The sequence below is a fragment of the Enterobacter sp. SCRI0065 genome (genome assembly GCF_059766475.1).
On sequence record NZ_JCBAJB010000009.1, the window covers coordinates 17,714 to 34,047 of the forward strand.

Below are 16,334 nucleotides of genomic sequence, written 5' to 3' on the forward strand. Positions count from 1 at the left end.
AGCATATGAACGAAAATTTTTCTGGCAGGATGCCGTGCTACCTCTGTTTGTTGGGTTTTAATAAAGGGATGAAACGATAATGCATAATAATGAACCCGGAACGCCGGTTGATTCTAGCCTTGGGTACACATTCCAAAACGATTTTTTGGCGTTAAGCCAGGCTTTTTCATTGCCTGAAATAGATTACACCGATATTTCCCAGCGGGAACAGTTGGCGGCGGCTATTAAACGCTGGCCGTTATTAGCTGAATTTGCCCGTCAACAATAAGGGAGCCATTGATGGCCATACTAGGATTACAGGGCATCCGTGGCGGTGTTGGCACAACGTCTATCACTGCGGCACTAGGATGGTCGTTACAGCTATTGGGTGAATCAGTGCTGGTCATTGATGCCTGCCCTGATAATTTGCTGCGCATGTCTTTTAACGTCGATTACGATGTCTCCGACGGCTGGGCGCGCGCGCTTCTTGATGGCCGTGACTGGCGCGATACCGCTCAGCGTTACACTTCCCAGCTTGATATTCTGCCCTTTGGGCAACTGACCGCGGGCGAGCAAGAATTGCTACCAACGCGTTTCGGTACGCTCGGCTATTTTGCTGATGCGCTGCAACTGCTCCAGGAGAAAAGCCATTATCATTGGATATTAATGGATTTGCCGAGCGGTTTTTCTCCGCTCACCCGTCAGCTTATTGAACATTGTGACCATACACTGACCATCGTGAATGCTGATGCAAACTGCCATATTCGGCTGCATCAACAGGCATTGCCTGCGGGGGCGCATATCCTGATCAATGATTTACGAACCAACAGCCAGATTCAGGATGATTTGTACCAGGTGTGGCTACAAAGCCAGCGTCGGCTGTTACCGATGGTGGTTCATCGCGATGAATCAATGGCGGAATGTCTGGCATCTAAACAGCCGCTGGGAGAATACCGAAGCGATTCACTGGCAGCGGAAGAGATCCTTACGCTGGCTAACTGGTGTCTGCTGCACTATACCGGTCGCCCGGAAGCGACCGGGAGCCCGGTATGAGTCGCCTGTCCGCCTGGTTACTCATCCCCCCGGTCAGCTCGCGTTTAACCGAGCGCTACCGGAATTACCGTCGTCATGGTGCTTCGCCTTTTAGCGCCGCGCTCGGTTGTTTATGGATGGTCCTGGCCTGGATATTTATTCCGCTTGAACACCCTCGCTGGCAACGCATTCGTGCGCGGCATCGTGAACTCTATCCGCATCTGAATCCCGATCGGCCGCGTCCTCTCGATCCGGCTCGTTACGCGCTCCAGACGTTGTGGCTTATCGCAACCCCAGTAAAACAACAAAAAACGGAACCGCGCTGGCGCGGTTTTGGTCGCATTAAGCATGTACGTGGTCGCTATCATCAGTGGCTGGAAAACCTGCCTGACCGCGTCAGAAGCCAAACCCGTCACCTCGAAAGTCAAAAAGAGCTCGGGCATCTGCATCCGGCATTACGCCATTTGATCCTTGGCATTATTGTCGTTTTCTCACTGATTCTGGCATTAGTGTGTATTACCCAGCCGTTCAACCCGCTGGCGCAGTTTATCTTCCTGATGCTGCTGTGGGGCGTGGCGCTGCTGGTGCGCCGCATTCCTGGGCGTTTCTCTGCGATGATGCTCATTGTGCTGTCGCTGACGGTCTCTTGCCGTTACATCTGGTGGCGCTACACCTCCACGCTTAACTGGGATGATCCGGTGAGTCTGGTATGTGGCCTGGTTCTGCTGTTTGCCGAAACCTACGCGTGGATTGTCCTGATTCTGGGTTATTTCCAGGTCGTCTGGCCATTGAACAGACAACCGGTTCCGCTGCCGAAAGATATTAATCAGTGGCCGACGGTGGATATTTTTGTTCCGACCTACAACGAAGATTTGAGCGTGGTGAAAAATACCATTTACGCTGCACTCGGTATCGACTGGCCGAAGGATAAGCTCAAAATCTGGATCCTGGACGACGGGGGGCGCGAAGAATTTCGCCAGTTTGCCCAAAGCGTCGGGGTGGAATATATCGCTCGTACATCGCACGAACATGCGAAAGCCGGGAACATTAACAACGCACTGAAATACGCGACGGGCGAGTTCGTCTCGATCTTTGACTGCGACCACGTGCCGACGCGCTCGTTCCTGCAGATGACCATGGGCTGGTTCCTCAAAGAGAAGCAGCTGGCAATGATGCAGACGCCGCACCACTTCTTCTCACCCGACCCGTTTGAACGCAACCTGGGGCGTTTTCGTAAAACGCCGAACGAAGGGACGCTGTTCTACGGCCTGGTGCAGGACGGTAACGACATGTGGGACGCGACCTTCTTCTGCGGCTCCTGTGCGGTCATTCGCCGTAAGCCGTTGGATGAGATTGGCGGCATTGCAGTAGAAACGGTCACCGAAGATGCCCACACCTCACTGCGCTTGCACCGCCGGGGTTATACCTCTGCCTACATGCGTATTCCGCAGGCGGCGGGACTGGCAACCGAATCGCTTTCCGCACACATCGGTCAGCGTATCCGCTGGGCGCGCGGGATGGTGCAGATTTTCCGTCTCGATAACCCGCTGTTCGGTAAAGGCCTGAAGCTGGCGCAGCGGTTGTGTTATCTCAACGCGATGTTCCACTTTTTGTCCGGTATTCCGCGGCTTATCTTCCTGACTGCGCCGCTGGCTTTCCTGCTGTTGCATGCTTATATCATCTTTGCCCCGGCGCTGATGATCGCCCTGTTCGTACTGCCGCACATGATCCACGCCAGCCTGACTAACTCGAAGATTCAGGGCAAATATCGCCACTCATTCTGGAGTGAAATCTACGAAACGGTGCTGGCCTGGTATATCGCTCCACCTACGCTGGTGGCGCTGATTAACCCGCATAAAGGCAAGTTCAACGTCACCGCCAAAGGGGGACTGGTGGAAGAAGAGTACGTCGACTGGGTTATCTCCCGTCCGTATATATTCCTCGTACTGCTGAATATTGTGGGCGTGCTGGTGGGCATCTGGCGCTATTTCTACGGCCCGGAAAACGAAGTCCTGACCGTGTTCGTCAGCCTGGCGTGGGTGTTCTACAACCTGATTATCCTGGGCGGTGCGGTAGCGGTATCCGTAGAGAGCAAGCAGGTCAGGCGCGCACATCGCGTGGAGATCTCCATGCCAGCGGCGATTGCTCGTGAAGACGGCCATCTCTTCTCCTGTACCGTCCATGACTTCTCCGACGGCGGTTTAGGCATCAAAATCAACGGTGCGGCAAAAGTGCTGGAAGGGCAGAAGGTCAATCTGTTGCTCAAACGTGGTCAGCAGGAGTACGTCTTCCCGACGCAGGTTGCGCGCGTAATGGGTAATGAAGTGGGGCTGCAACTGATGCCGCTCACCAAAAAGCAACATATCGATTTTGTACAGTGCACGTTTGCCCGCGCGGACACGTGGGCGCTCTGGCAGGACAGCTTCCCGGAAGATAAACCACTGGAAAGTCTGCTGGATATTCTGAAGCTGGGGTTCCGTGGCTATCGCCATCTTGCAGAATTTGCTCCGCCGTCAGTGAAAATAATTTTCCGGTCACTTACCTCGCTGGTTTCCTGGGTGGTGTCGTTTATCCCTCGTCGCCCTGAGCGGGATGAAGCGATACAACAGCCGGACCCGGTTATGGCCCAACAATGATGATAATGCGATGAAAAGAAAACTTTCCTGGATATGTGCTGTGGCGGTTGGAATAAGTGCACTGCCCGCTATGATGGCTCACGCGGCACCTGAAGACACGCCTGCGCCGACGGTGCCTGTCGTTGCACAAGCCACCGATCCGGTGGCAACGGCTGCGCCAACGCAAACTGAAAATGTGGTGCCAAATCAGCCTGCTGAGGGGAACACCCTACCGGCTGTGCCTACCGGCGAGCAGGCGATTGGACAGGTGATGCCTGGCGTGCAGGGGGCGAATGCGCCTATCGTGGCGCAGAACACCCCATCGCGTGACGTGAAGCTGACGTTTGCGCAGATTGCTCCTCCTCCGGGCAGCATGGTGCTGCGCGGGATTAACCCAAATGGCGGCGTTGAGTTTGGCATGCGTAGCGACGAAGTGGTGTCGAACGCAATGTTAAACCTGGAATACACACCGTCTCCATCTCTGCTGCCGGTGCAGTCACAGCTCAAGGTTTACCTCAACGACGAACTGATGAGCGTACTGCCGGTGACCAAGGAGCAGTTAGGTAAGAAAACGCTGGCGCAAGTTCCGATTAACCCGCTGTTCATCACCGACTTTAACCGCGTGCGTCTGGAATTTGTGGGCCATTATCGCGACGTATGTGAAAACCCAGCCAGCAGCACGCTGTGGATGGACGTCAGCCGCAGCTCCTCGCTGAACATGACGTATCAAACGCTGGCGGTGAAAAACGATCTCTCTGCGTTCCCGGTACCTTTCTTTGACCCGCGCGACAGCCGCCCGTTAACTCTGCCGGTGGTGTTTGCGGGATCGCCTGATATCACTCAACAGCAGGCGGCGACGATTGTGACCTCCTGGTTCGGTTCTCGTTCCGGCTGGCGCGGACAGAGCTTCCCGGTCCTGTTTGATACGCTCCCGGACCGTAACGCGATTGTGTTTGCGACGAACGACAAGCGCCCTGCATTCTTGCGCGATCATCCGGCGGTTAACGCTCCGACCGTCGAAATGATCGCCCATCCGGACAAGCCGTACGTGAAGCTGCTGGTGGTATTTGGTCGTGACGACAACGATCTGGTGCAGGCGGCGAAAGGCATTGCCCAGGGCAACGTTCTGTTCCGTGGAAGTCGCGTCACTATCGACGACGTGAAGCCGCTGTTAGCGCGTAAACCGTACGATGCGCCGAACTGGATCCGTACCGATCGGGCGGTGACCTTTGGTGAGCTGAAAACCTATGAAGAACAGTTACAGTCAACGGGTCTTGAGCCCTCTGCTATCAACGTCGCGCTTAACCTGCCGCCGGATCTGTATCTGCTGCGCAGTACCGGGATTGATATCAATCTGAATTATCGCTACACCGCGCCGCCAACGAAAGACAGCTCGCGGATGGATATCAGCCTGAACAATCAGTTCCTGCAATCTTTCCCGCTAACCAGCAGTCAGGACACCAACAAACTGCTGCTGCGTCTGCCGGTATTGCAGGGGTTGCTGGACGGTAAAACCGATGTCTCCATTCCGGCGTTGAAGCTGGGTGCGGTCAATCAGCTGCGTTTTGATTTCCAGTACATGAACCCCATGCCGGGCGGTTCGATGGATAACTGCATCACCTTCCAGCCGGTGCAGAATCACGTGGTTATCGGTGACGATTCGACTATCGACTTCTCGAAGTACTATCACTTTATTGCCCTACCGGACCTGCGTGCGTTTGCCAACGCCAGCTTCCCGTTCAGCCGTATGGCCGATCTGTCAGAATCGATTGTCGTCATGCCTAAAACGCCAACCGAAGGCCAGATAACGACGCTGCTCGATGCCATGGCCGCCGTGGGGGCGCAAACCGGTCTGCCGGCCATCAACGTGACGTTAACGGATGATGGCAGTCAGATTCAGGGTAAAGACGCGGATATCATGGTTATCGGGAACATCCCGGATAAGCTGAAAGATGACAAGCGTATCGATTTGCTGGTGCAGGCGACGCAGTCCTGGGTGAACATGCCGCTGCGTCAAACCACCTTCCCGAGCATTATGCCGGACAAGGCCGACCGTGAGGCCAACGTCAAAACCAACATCACCTCTCAAGGCCCGATGGCGGCGATTGTCGGCTTCCAGTCTCCATACAACGATCAGCGCAGCGTCATCGCCCTGCTGGCAGACAGTCCGCGCGGCTATGAACTGCTGAACAATGCGATGAATGACAGCGGTAAGCGCGCTGCCATGTTTGGTTCCGTCTCGGTTATCCGCGAGTCAGGCGTTAATAGCCTGCGCGTAGGCGATGTTTATTACGTTGGGCACCTGCCGTGGTTCGAGCGCGTATGGTATGCGCTATCTAACCATCCGGTACTGCTGGCGGTCTTTGCGGCGATAAGCGTCGTGTTGCTGGCGTGGGTTATGTGGCGTCTGCTGCGAATTATCAGCCGCCGTCGTCTTCATTCGGATCATGAGTAACGGGTGATGAAAGCGTTTCGCTGGTGTGTCATGGCGGTGGTTCTCCTCGCGGCGGCGAATGGTCGTGCCGCCTGTCACTGGCCTGCCTGGGACCAGTTTAAAAAAGCCTATATCAGCGAAGGTGGGCGGGTTATTGATCCCAGCGACGCGCGTAAAATCAGTACCTCGGAAGGGCAAAGCTATGCGCTGTTCTTTGCCCTTGCCGCGAACGATCGCCAGACATTTGATTTACTGCTGGGCTGGACGCAGGACAACCTTGCCGAGGGCGATCTCCGTCAGCATCTGCCCGCGTGGTTATGGGGGCAGAAAGGTGCAGACGCCTGGTCGGTCATTGATACCAATTCGGCATCGGACGGGGATGTCTGGATTGCCTGGTCGTTGCTTGAGGCGGGGCGGTTGTGGAAGGTGTCGCGCTATACCGAAATTGGAAAAGCGCTGCTCAAACGTATTGCCCGCGAAGAAGTGGTTAACGTGCCGGGTCTGGGTCTGATGCTCCTGCCCGGAAAAGTGGGCTTTGCTGAGGAAAAAGCGTGGCGCTTTAATCCAAGCTATTTACCGCCGCAGTTAGCGAACTATTTTACCCGCTTTGGTTTACCGTGGACCACCCTTCGCGAGACCAACCTGCGGTTGCTGTTGGAAACCGCGCCAAAAGGGTTTTCACCCAACTGGGTGCAGTATCAACAAAATAAGGGCTGGCAACTGAAGCCAGAAAAGCCACTTGTCGGCAGTTACGATGCTATTCGCGTGTATCTCTGGACGGGCATGTTGCACGACCGCGATCCGCAAAAAGCACGACTGTTGGCACGTTTTAAACCGATGGCGACGATCACAACAACAAAGGGTGTCCCGCCGGAGAAGGTTGATGTCGCGAGCGGTAAACGCACGGGAAATGGCCCGGTTGGTTTCTCCGCTTCACTGCTGCCGTTTTTACAAGACCGCGATGCACAAGCGGTACAACGCCAGCGTGTCGCTGACCATTTCCCCGGTGATGACGCCTACTACAGCTACGTTCTGACCCTCTTCGGACAAGGATGGGATCAGCATCGTTTTCGCTTCACCGCAAAGGGTGAATTACACCCTGACTGGGGCCAGGAATGCGCAACTTCTCATTAAGTTTACTCAGTTTATCGCTCGGTCTAACGCTGATGCCGTTAGCGCAGGCCGCAAATTCCCCCCAGCAGCAACAGCTCCTGGAGCAGGTACGGTTGGGGGAGTCGACGCATCGCGAAGATCTGGTTCGCCAGTCGCTCTACCGCCTTGAGCTTATCGACCCGAACAATCCGGATGTGATTGCCGCACGTTTCCGCTACCTGCTTCGTCAGGGCGATAACGCGGGTGCGCAGAAAGAACTGGACCGGCTCAAGGGCATCGCCCCGACTTCCCGCACCTATAAGTCGTCACTCAATTCGATGCTGCTCTCGACGCCGGACGGGCGTCAGGCGTTGCAACAGGCACGCCTGCTGGCCACGACAGGCCACACGCAAGAAGCCATTGATGCCTACGAAAAGCTGTTTAGCGGAAACCCGCCGGGCGGCGATCTGGCGACAGAATACTGGACGGTAGTGGCTAAAAATCCGGCTCGCCGTAACGAGGCGATTACCCAACTTAAAACGATTAATGCCAGTAGCCCCGGCGATACGCAGCTGCAAAATTCGCTGGCGCAACTGCTTTTCCAGGCCGGGCGTCGCGACGAAGGTTTTGCGGTACTCCAGCAGATGGCAAAATCTAACGCCGGGCGCGATGCCGCTTCAGATATCTGGTATCAGCAAATTAAGGATATTCCTGCCAGTGCCGCCAGCGTGAAGGCGTTGCAGGATTATTTGCAGGTATTCAGCGCGGGCGACAATGTTGATACCGCGCGCGCGCAGCTTGATGCGCAGCAAAAACAGCTCGCCGATCCGGCATTTCGCGCTAAAGCGGAAGGTCTAGCCGCCGTGGAAGCGGGACAGGGCGGTAAAGCCGTGGCAGAACTGCAACAGGCCGTTAGCGCCAACCATGCCGACAGCGAAGCCGTGGGCGCGCTGGGGCAGGCTTATTCTCAACGCGGCGATCGCGCTCGCGCGGTGACTCAGTTTGAGAAGGCGATCGCCCTCGATCCGCAGAGTGATAACCGTGGAAAATGGGATAGCCTGTTAAAAGTGAATCGCTACTGGCTGCTGATCCAGCAGGGTGATAAGGCGCTCAAGGCCAATAACGTGGCTCAGGCGGAACGTTATTATCAGCAGGCGCGCAACATCGACAACACCGATAGCTACGCGGTACTGGGATTAGGTGACGCTGCCGTCGCGCGAAAAGACAACGCAGCAGCTGAGCGCTTCTATCGTCAGGCCCTGCGTATGGATAGCGGCAACAGCAACGCGGTGCGCGGGCTTGCCAATATTTATCGTGCCGAATCGCCGGAAAAAGCCGAACAATTTATTCAGTCGCTCTCTTCCAGCCAGCGGCGCAGCATTGATGATATTCAGCGCAGTCTGGACAACGATAAGCTGGCCCAGCAGGCAGAACAATTTGAAAATCAGGGCAGCTATGCTCAGGCAGCAGAAATCCAGCGTCGCCGTCTGGCACTCGATCCAGGCAGCGTGTGGATAACCTATCGTCTGGCGCGCGATCTCGACAGCGCGGGGCAACGCAGCCAGGCGGATACGCTAATGAGCCAGCTAGCGAGCCAAAAGCCTGGCGATCCTGAACAGGTTTACGCCTACGGGTTATATCTTTCTGGCAACGATCGGGATCGTGCCGCCCTGGCGCATCTGAATACATTGCCTCGCGACAAGTGGAACGGCAATATTCAGGAGCTGGCCGACCGGCTACAAAGTAATCAGGTGCTCGAAACCGCTAATCGTCTGCGCGATAGTGGCAAGGAGCGGGACGCCGAAGCGCTCTTGCGTCAGCAACCTGCCTCCACGCGTATCGAATTGACCCTCGCCGATTGGGCGCAACAGCGGGGCGATCGCGCCACGGCGAAAGCGGCCTACGGGACGGTCCTGCAACGTGAACCGCAAAATACGGATGCCATTCTCGGCCTGACTGAAGTGTTTATTGCCGAAGGTGACAAAAACGCCGCGCGCGCGCAATTGGCGACACTGCCCGCCGGGCAGAACGGCGAGCCGCCATCGGTCAATATGCAACGCCGCGTTGCGCTTGCCCAGGCTGAACTGGGTGATACTGCCGCTGCGCAACAGACGTTTAGCAAGCTGGTGCCGCAGGCAAAATCGCAGCCGCCGTCAATGGACAGTGCGTTGGTGTTGCGTGATGCCGCCCGCTTTCAGGCCAATAACGGCCAGCCCCAGCAGGCGCTGGAAACCTATAAAGATGCGATGGTCGCCTCTGGCGTCACGACGTCTCGCCCGGAAGATAACGACAGCTTTACCCGGCTGACGCGTAACGATGAAAAAGATGACTGGCTGAAGCGCGGTGTTCGAAGCGACGCGGGCGATCTGTATCAGCAGCAGGATCTTAACGTCACGCTACAGCATGACTTCTGGGGCTCCAGCGGTACGGGCGGATATTCCGATTTAAAAGCGCATACCACGATGCTGCAAGTGGATGCGCCCCTGTCAGATGGCCGAATGTTCTTCAGAAGCGATATGGTGAACATGGATGCCGGTTCATTTGCTACGAAGAATGGTCAGTACGATCCCAGTTGGGGAACCTGTTCTGCGACGCCTTGTCGCGGCAACACCAGCCAGAAACAAAACGGCGCGAGCGTGGCCGTGGGTTGGCAGAACAAAACCTGGATGATGGATATCGGCACAACGCCGATGGGCTTTGACGTGGTGGATGTCGTGGGTGGCCTGAGCTACAGCAACGATCTGGGGCCGATTGGTTATACCCTGAATGCTCATCGTCGCCCGATTTCCAGCTCGATGCTGGCGTTTGCCGGACAAAAAGATCCCAACACCAATACCACCTGGGGCGGCGTGCGCGCCACGGGCGGCGGCGTGAGCGTGAGTTACGATAAAGGCGAAGCCAACGGTATTTGGTCGAGCCTGAATATGGACGCGCTGGAAGGCAAAAACGTTGAGGATAACTGGCGTATCCGCTGGATGACCGGCTATTACTACAAGCTCATTAATCAAAACAACGAGCGCCTGACGGTTGGCCTCTCAAATATGATCTGGCATTACGATAAAGATTTGAGCGGCTATACGCTGGGACAGGGCGGTTATTACAGCCCACAAGAGTACGTCTCCTTTGCGGTTCCGGTGACCTGGCGTAAACGTACTGAGAACTGGTCCTGGGAGTTGGGCGGTTCTGTCTCCTGGTCACATTCAAAAACTAAAGATGGATTGCGTTATCCGATCCAGAGTCTTATCCCAACGGATGAGCCTGGGCGTTATTCGGACCGAGGCGAACCAGAAGAAGGTAGCAGTTCTTCCGGTACCGGTTATACCGCGCGGGCGATTATTGAGCGTCGCGTGACGTCGAACTGGTTTGTGGGTGTGGGCGTCGATATTCAGGAGGCAAAGGACTATACCCCGAGCCATGCGTTGCTTTATGTTCGCTACTCCGCAGCGGGCTGGCAGGGAGATATGGACCTGCCACCACAGCCACTGACCCCTTATGCGGACTGGTAAAGGGAATTATCCTTAATCGAATTGTTAGTCTCTCTTAAATTCGTCGCAATCGGGTATACTCTGGCGGCATTAGGGTAACGTTTTGTTACCCTACGCTTTGGGTTTTGTGGAGAGTCAAATTGCGCGTCAGCCGTTCTTTAACTATCAAACAAATGGCGATGGTGTCTGCCGTCACTATGGTGTTTGTATTCATTTTCTGCGTCATTTTGCTGTTTCATTCCGTACAGCAGAATCGCTACAACACGGCTTCGCAACTGGAAAGCATCGCCCGTGCGGTCCGTGGACCGCTCTCTTCCGCCATTCTTAAAGGGGATATCCCCGAAGCAGAAACCATCCTGCAGCGCATTCAGCCTGCCGGGATCGTCAGCCGCGCGGATGTGGTCCTGCCGAACCAGTTTCAGGCGCTACGGATGAGCTTTATCCCCGAGCGTCCGGTTCCGATGATGATCATGCGGCTGTTTGAGCTGCCGGTACAAATTTCATTACCGCTCTATTCACTTGAGCGTCCAGCGAATCCCCAGCCTTTAGCTTATCTGGTGTTGCAGGCGGATTCGTACCGTATGCATAAGTTCGTCGTCAGCTGGATATCAACGTTAGTAACCACTTACTTACTTTTGACGCTCATTTTGACTGTGGCCCTGACCTGGTGTATCAACCGCCTGATTGTTCATCCGCTGCGTAAAATTGCCCGCGAGCTGAATAATCTTTCCCCACAGGAACAGGTGGGTCACCAGCTAACGCTGCCGCGCCTGCATCATGACGATGAAATCGGCATGCTGGTTCGAAGCTACAACATGAATCAGCAACGGCTACTGCGCCACCATGATGAGCTGAACAGCAACGCCACCCGTTTCCCGGTTTCCGAGCTGCCAAATAAAGCCTTCCTGATGGCCCTGCTCGAACAAACCGTCGCGCGACAGCAGACCACCGCACTGATGGTCGTGGCCTGTGAAACCCTTCAGGATACCGCTGGTGTGTTAAAAGAGAGCCAGCGTGAAATACTGCTGCTAACGCTGGTGGAGAAAATCAAATCGGTGCTGGCACCGCGGATGGTGCTGACTCAGGTAAGCGGGTATGACTTTGTGATTCTGGCACAAGGTGTGAAAGAGCCGTGGCATGCCATTACGTTAGGTCAGCAAGTGCTCACTGTCATTAACGAGCGGCTGCCTGTTCAGGGAATTCAGCTGCGCCCGAGCGCCAGCATTGGTCTTGTCATGTATTACGGCGATCTCACGGCTGAACAGCTTTACCGTCGCGCCTTCTCGGCGGCCTTTACCGCGCGCCGCAAAGGTAAAAATCAAATTCAGTTCTTCGAACCCGAGCAGATGGAAAAGGCGCAACAGCGTCTGACCGAAGAGAGCGATATTCTGACCGCGCTCGATAACAACCAGTTTGCTATTTGGTTACAGCCGCAGGTCAACCTGGTCACTGGCGAAGTGAAAAGTGCCGAGGCGCTGCTGCGTGTGCAGCAGGCGGATGGCTCGTGGGAACTGCCAGAGGGGCTTATCGAACGCATTGAATCCTGTGGCCTGATAATCACTATCGGTCATTGGGTACTGGAGGAGTCCTGTCGCCAGCTCGCCGCCTGGCAGGAGCGCGGTATCGATATGCCGCTGTCGGTGAACCTCTCTGCGTTACAGCTAATGCATCCAACCATGGTCTCTGAGATGCTGGAGCTGATTAATCGCTACCGAATCAAGCCTGACACGCTCATTCTTGAAGTGACGGAAAGCCGCCGTATTGACGACCCTAACGAAGCCGTCGCCATTTTAAAACCGCTGCGCAATGCGGGTATTCGCATCGCGCTGGATGATTTTGGTATGGGTTACGCCGGACTACGCCAGCTTCAACACATGAAAACGCTGCCGGTTGACGTGCTGAAAATCGACAAAACCTTTGTGGATGGGCTGCCGGATGACAGCAGCATGGTTCAGGCCATTATTCAGATGGCGCGCAGCCTCGATCTGCATGTGATCGCTGAAGGGGTAGAAACCGAAGCCCAACGAGCCTGGCTGGCAGAAGCGGGCGTTGAGAGTGGTCAGGGATTCCTGTTTGCTCGCGCGGTACCCGCTGATGTTTTCGAAAAACGTTATCTCAGCGGCGAAATTTCTCCCGCAAAAAGCTAACTTTGTTGCTGGCTTGTTCGAGTCAGCTCAAAGTTTTTAACATTTATGTTTCAATATTGATGTAAGTTCATTTCTGTCATGTTTTACGGGTGTTATTTTAAAGCCGCAGGTGAGTCGTACCCATAAAGAACCTGTGGTTTTTCTTCCTAAGGACACCCTATGAAAACCTCTCTCTTTAAAAGCCTTTATTTTCAGGTCCTGACAGCGATTGCCATTGGTATTTTACTTGGCCATTTCTATCCTGAACTGGGCGCACAAATGAAACCGTTTGGCGACGCGTTTGTTAAGCTGATTAAAATGATCATCGCGCCCGTCATCTTCTGTACGGTGGTGACCGGTATCGCTGGCATGGAAAGCATGAAGGCGGTCGGTCGTACCGGTGCGGTTGCACTGTTGTACTTTGAAGTCGTCAGTACGATCGCGCTCATTATTGGCCTGATCATTGTTAACGTGGTGCAACCTGGCGCGGGGATGAACGTTGATCCATCCACGCTGGATGCGAAAGCGGTCGCCGTCTATGCTGAGCAAGCAAAAGACCAGGGTATCGTTGCCTTCCTGCTGGATGTCATCCCCGGTAGCGTGATTGGCGCCTTTGCCAGTGGCAATATCTTGCAGGTATTGATGTTTGCTGTGCTGTTTGGTTTTGCGCTGCATCGTCTGGGCAGCAAAGGTCAGCTGATTTTCAACGTCATTGAAAGTTTCTCCCAGGTGATTTTCGGCATCATCAACATGATCATGCGTCTGGCACCTATTGGCGCCTTTGGGGCAATGGCGTTTACCATCGGTAAATATGGCGTGGGCTCGCTCATCCAGCTCGGCCAGCTGATTATCTGTTTCTACCTCACCTGTATTCTGTTTGTGGTCGTCGTGCTGGGCACCATCGCGCGAGCTGCAGGCTTTAGCATTTTCAAATTCATCCGTTACATCCGTGAAGAGCTGCTGATTGTGTTGGGGACCTCGTCTTCGGAGTCGGTGCTGCCGCGTATGCTCGATAAAATGGAGAAGCTCGGCTGCCGTAAATCGGTCGTGGGGTTAGTGATTCCGACCGGCTACTCCTTTAACCTCGACGGCACGTCTATTTACCTGACGATGGCTGCGGTGTTTATCGCGCAGGCAACGAACAGTCAGATGGATATTTTCCACCAGATAACCCTGCTGATCGTTTTACTGCTGTCATCGAAAGGTGCGGCGGGCGTCACGGGAAGTGGCTTTATCGTGCTGGCGGCTACGCTTTCTGCGGTTGGACATCTGCCGGTGGCGGGTCTGGCGCTGATACTGGGGATTGACCGCTTTATGTCCGAGGCGCGTGCGTTGACTAACCTGGTCGGCAATGGCGTGGCGACCGTTGTGGTCGCAAAATGGGTGAAACAGCTGGATCACAAAAAGCTCGATGACACGCTAAATAATCGTGTGTCCGATAGCAAAACCCACGATTTATCCTCTTAAAATCCGTTCTAATGCCCGCTTACCCTTGTCGGGGGGCGGGCTCCTGCGCATAATAACTACTCATACCTGTCATAATTCGACAAGATTTTTTTCGGGTATATTTCACTTCTTGCCGTGACGTTTTGCTGTACACGCGGTCTAATCGAAGTGTTTTAAAACGTCATCTTCAGAGTGTTCAACGCAATAAGACACTCTTTTTAACCAGGAATGTTGATCAGGGGTTTACATGCAGGGCACAAAAATTCGACTTTTAACCGGCGGTTTGCTGATGATGGCAGCAGCCAGTTATGTGCAGGCAGAAGCGCTCCAGCCCGACCCGGCCTGGCAACAGGGGACATTGGCAAATGGTTTTCAGTGGCAAGTCTTAGCCACACCGCAGCGTCCCAGCGATCGTATTGAAATCCGCCTTTCTGTGAATACCGGTTCGTTAACCGAGAGCACACAACAGAGCGGGTTAAGTCATTTTATTCCTCGACTGGCGCTGACCCAGAGCGGCAGTTTGCAAGCAGTACAGGTGCGTTCATTGTGGCAGCAGGGCATCGACCCTAAACGTCCACTTCCGCCTGCGGTCGTCTCCTACGACTACACCATGTTTAATCTGAGCCTGCCGAATAACCGTAACGATCTGCTAAAAGAAGCATTAACCTGGCTTGGCGATACGACAGGCAAAGTCTCCATTACCCCAGAAACGGTTAACTACGCCCTTAGCAACAGCGACATGGTAGCCACCTGGCCGACGGATACGAAAGATGGCTGGTGGCGTTATCGCCTTAAAGGCTCAACGCTTCTGGGCCACGATCCCGCTGAGCCGTTAAAACAGCCGGTTGATATCGAGCAGGTCAAATCGTTCTACCAGAAATGGTACACCCCGGATGCCCTGACGCTGATCGTGGTGGGTAACGTCGATAGCCGCTCTGTCATTGAACAAATTAGTAAAACGTTTGGTGAACTGAAAGGTAAGCGCGAAGTTCCTGCGCCGGTTCCCACGCTGTCTCCGCTGCGCGCTGAACCGGTCAGTATCATGACCGATACGGTGCGTCAGGATCGGCTGGCATTAATGTGGGATACCGCCTGGCAGCCCATTCGTGAGTCTGCCGCGCTGCTGCGCTACTGGCGTGCAGATTTAGCGCGTGAAGCGCTGTTCTGGCATGTTCAGCAAACGCTGAGCAAAAACAACGCTAAAGACATCGGGATTGGCTTCGACTGCCGCGTGCTGTTCCAGCGCGCGCAATGTGCCATCAACGTAGAATCACCCAACGATAAGCTGAACGCTAATTTAGGCGTTGTGGCGAAAGAGCTGGCGAAAGTGCGTAAAGACGGTCTGGCCGAAGAAGAGTTTAACGCACTGGTTGCGCAGAAAAATCTTGAGCTGCAAAAACTGTTTGCGACCTACGCGCGTACCGACACTGACTTGCTGATCAGCCAGCGTATTCGCTCGCTACAAAATCAGGTCGTGGATATTGCACCGGAGCAGTACCAGAAGTTGCGTCAGAATTTCCTGAACAGTTTGACCGTTGACATGATTAATCAGGATTTACGTCAGCAACTGTCTCAGGACATGGCGTTGGTTCTGCTACAGCCGAAAGGCGAGCCGGAATTCAATATGAAAGACCTGCAAGCGACCTGGGACAGTATTATGACGCCAGTATCGCAAGCAGCGGCACAGCCAGCGACGGATGATTTACATCAGGATGCGACGGATATTCCGCAAGCTCAGTAAATGACATAAAAAAAACCGGTGGCAGAAGCCACCGGTTTTATTCGTCAATGAGCGGGCGTGAACGCCACAGTCGCTGGCAAGCGGTTATCAGGTAATGACCATCGGCCAGTCAGGAGGCGTATGGCTCATCGCTTCTACCATCACCACTTTGACGTTTTCCCAGATAGTCACGATATCTCCCACCGTGATACCCAGCAAACCCGTCGCAAACCAGCATGCTGCGCCAACACCGAGCAGGGTGCTGATCACCGCAAGCCCAGCATAGTCAGACTTGCGTAATTGAATATTTAACGTGCTGGCTAAGAACATCATAACTGCACTCAACAATGGCCAGCGCAAAAGAACCATGCTGGTGGTAATGGTCGCCATAGAACCGATCCTCGA

10 protein-coding genes are annotated in these 16,334 nt (G+C 54.6%); 9 read left to right on the forward strand and 1 reads right to left on the reverse strand.

Annotation, left to right across the window (positions count from 1 at the left end):
• Positions 1-79: 79 nt before the first annotated feature.
• The 9 genes from bcsR to AC6EMZ_RS19310 all read left to right on the forward strand — a co-directional run bounded on the left by bcsR (position 80) and on the right by AC6EMZ_RS19310 (position 15,950).
• Entirely contained in the window at positions 80-268 is a 189-nt protein-coding gene (gene bcsR / locus AC6EMZ_RS19270) for a cellulose biosynthesis protein BcsR (RefSeq protein WP_154128201.1), read from the forward strand.
• 11 nt (positions 269-279) lie between these two features.
• Entirely contained in the window at positions 280-1,032 is a 753-nt protein-coding gene (gene bcsQ / locus AC6EMZ_RS19275) for a cellulose biosynthesis protein BcsQ (protein ID WP_498404367.1), read from the forward strand.
• Positions 1,029-3,647: a UDP-forming cellulose synthase catalytic subunit gene (gene bcsA / locus AC6EMZ_RS19280; protein ID WP_498404368.1), complete on the forward strand. Its 2,619-nt coding sequence runs from the start codon at positions 1,029-1,031 to the stop codon at positions 3,645-3,647. Before bcsQ ends, bcsA begins: the two co-directional genes overlap by 4 nt.
• A gap of 10 nt (positions 3,648-3,657) precedes the next feature.
• Complete coding sequence (gene bcsB / locus AC6EMZ_RS19285) at positions 3,658-6,081, forward strand: cellulose biosynthesis cyclic di-GMP-binding regulatory protein BcsB (RefSeq protein WP_498404369.1); 2,424 nt, start codon at positions 3,658-3,660, stop codon at positions 6,079-6,081.
• A 6-nt stretch (positions 6,082-6,087) separates the two neighbouring features.
• Positions 6,088-7,194 carry a cellulose synthase complex periplasmic endoglucanase BcsZ gene (bcsZ, locus tag AC6EMZ_RS19290; protein ID WP_498404477.1) on the forward strand — a complete coding sequence of 369 codons (1,107 nt, stop codon included), beginning with the start codon at positions 6,088-6,090 and terminating at the stop codon, positions 7,192-7,194.
• Positions 7,176-10,658, forward strand: coding sequence for a cellulose synthase complex outer membrane protein BcsC (bcsC, locus tag AC6EMZ_RS19295; RefSeq protein WP_498404370.1), 3,483 nt, complete (start codon positions 7,176-7,178; stop codon positions 10,656-10,658). Before bcsZ ends, bcsC begins: the two co-directional genes overlap by 19 nt.
• 119 nt (positions 10,659-10,777) lie before the next feature.
• Positions 10,778-12,784 (forward strand): biofilm formation regulator HmsP, encoded by a 2,007-nt coding sequence (gene hmsP, locus AC6EMZ_RS19300; protein WP_498404371.1) that lies wholly within the window; start codon positions 10,778-10,780, stop codon positions 12,782-12,784.
• Positions 12,785-12,943: 159 nt separating this feature from the next.
• The gene (locus tag AC6EMZ_RS19305) at positions 12,944-14,230 is read left to right on the forward strand and encodes a dicarboxylate/amino acid:cation symporter (RefSeq protein WP_498404372.1); all 1,287 of its coding nucleotides are present in this window, start codon (positions 12,944-12,946) and stop codon (positions 14,228-14,230) included.
• A gap of 226 nt (positions 14,231-14,456) precedes the next feature.
• Positions 14,457-15,950 (forward strand): M16 family metallopeptidase, encoded by a 1,494-nt coding sequence (locus AC6EMZ_RS19310; RefSeq protein WP_498404373.1) that lies wholly within the window; start codon positions 14,457-14,459, stop codon positions 15,948-15,950.
• 87 nt (positions 15,951-16,037) lie between these two features.
• Here the strand turns inward: AC6EMZ_RS19310 and AC6EMZ_RS19315 are convergent, their stop codons facing one another.
• Entirely contained in the window at positions 16,038-16,319 is a 282-nt protein-coding gene (locus AC6EMZ_RS19315) for a YjcB family protein (protein WP_498404374.1), read from the reverse strand.
• Between the last annotated feature and the right edge of the window lie 15 nt (positions 16,320-16,334).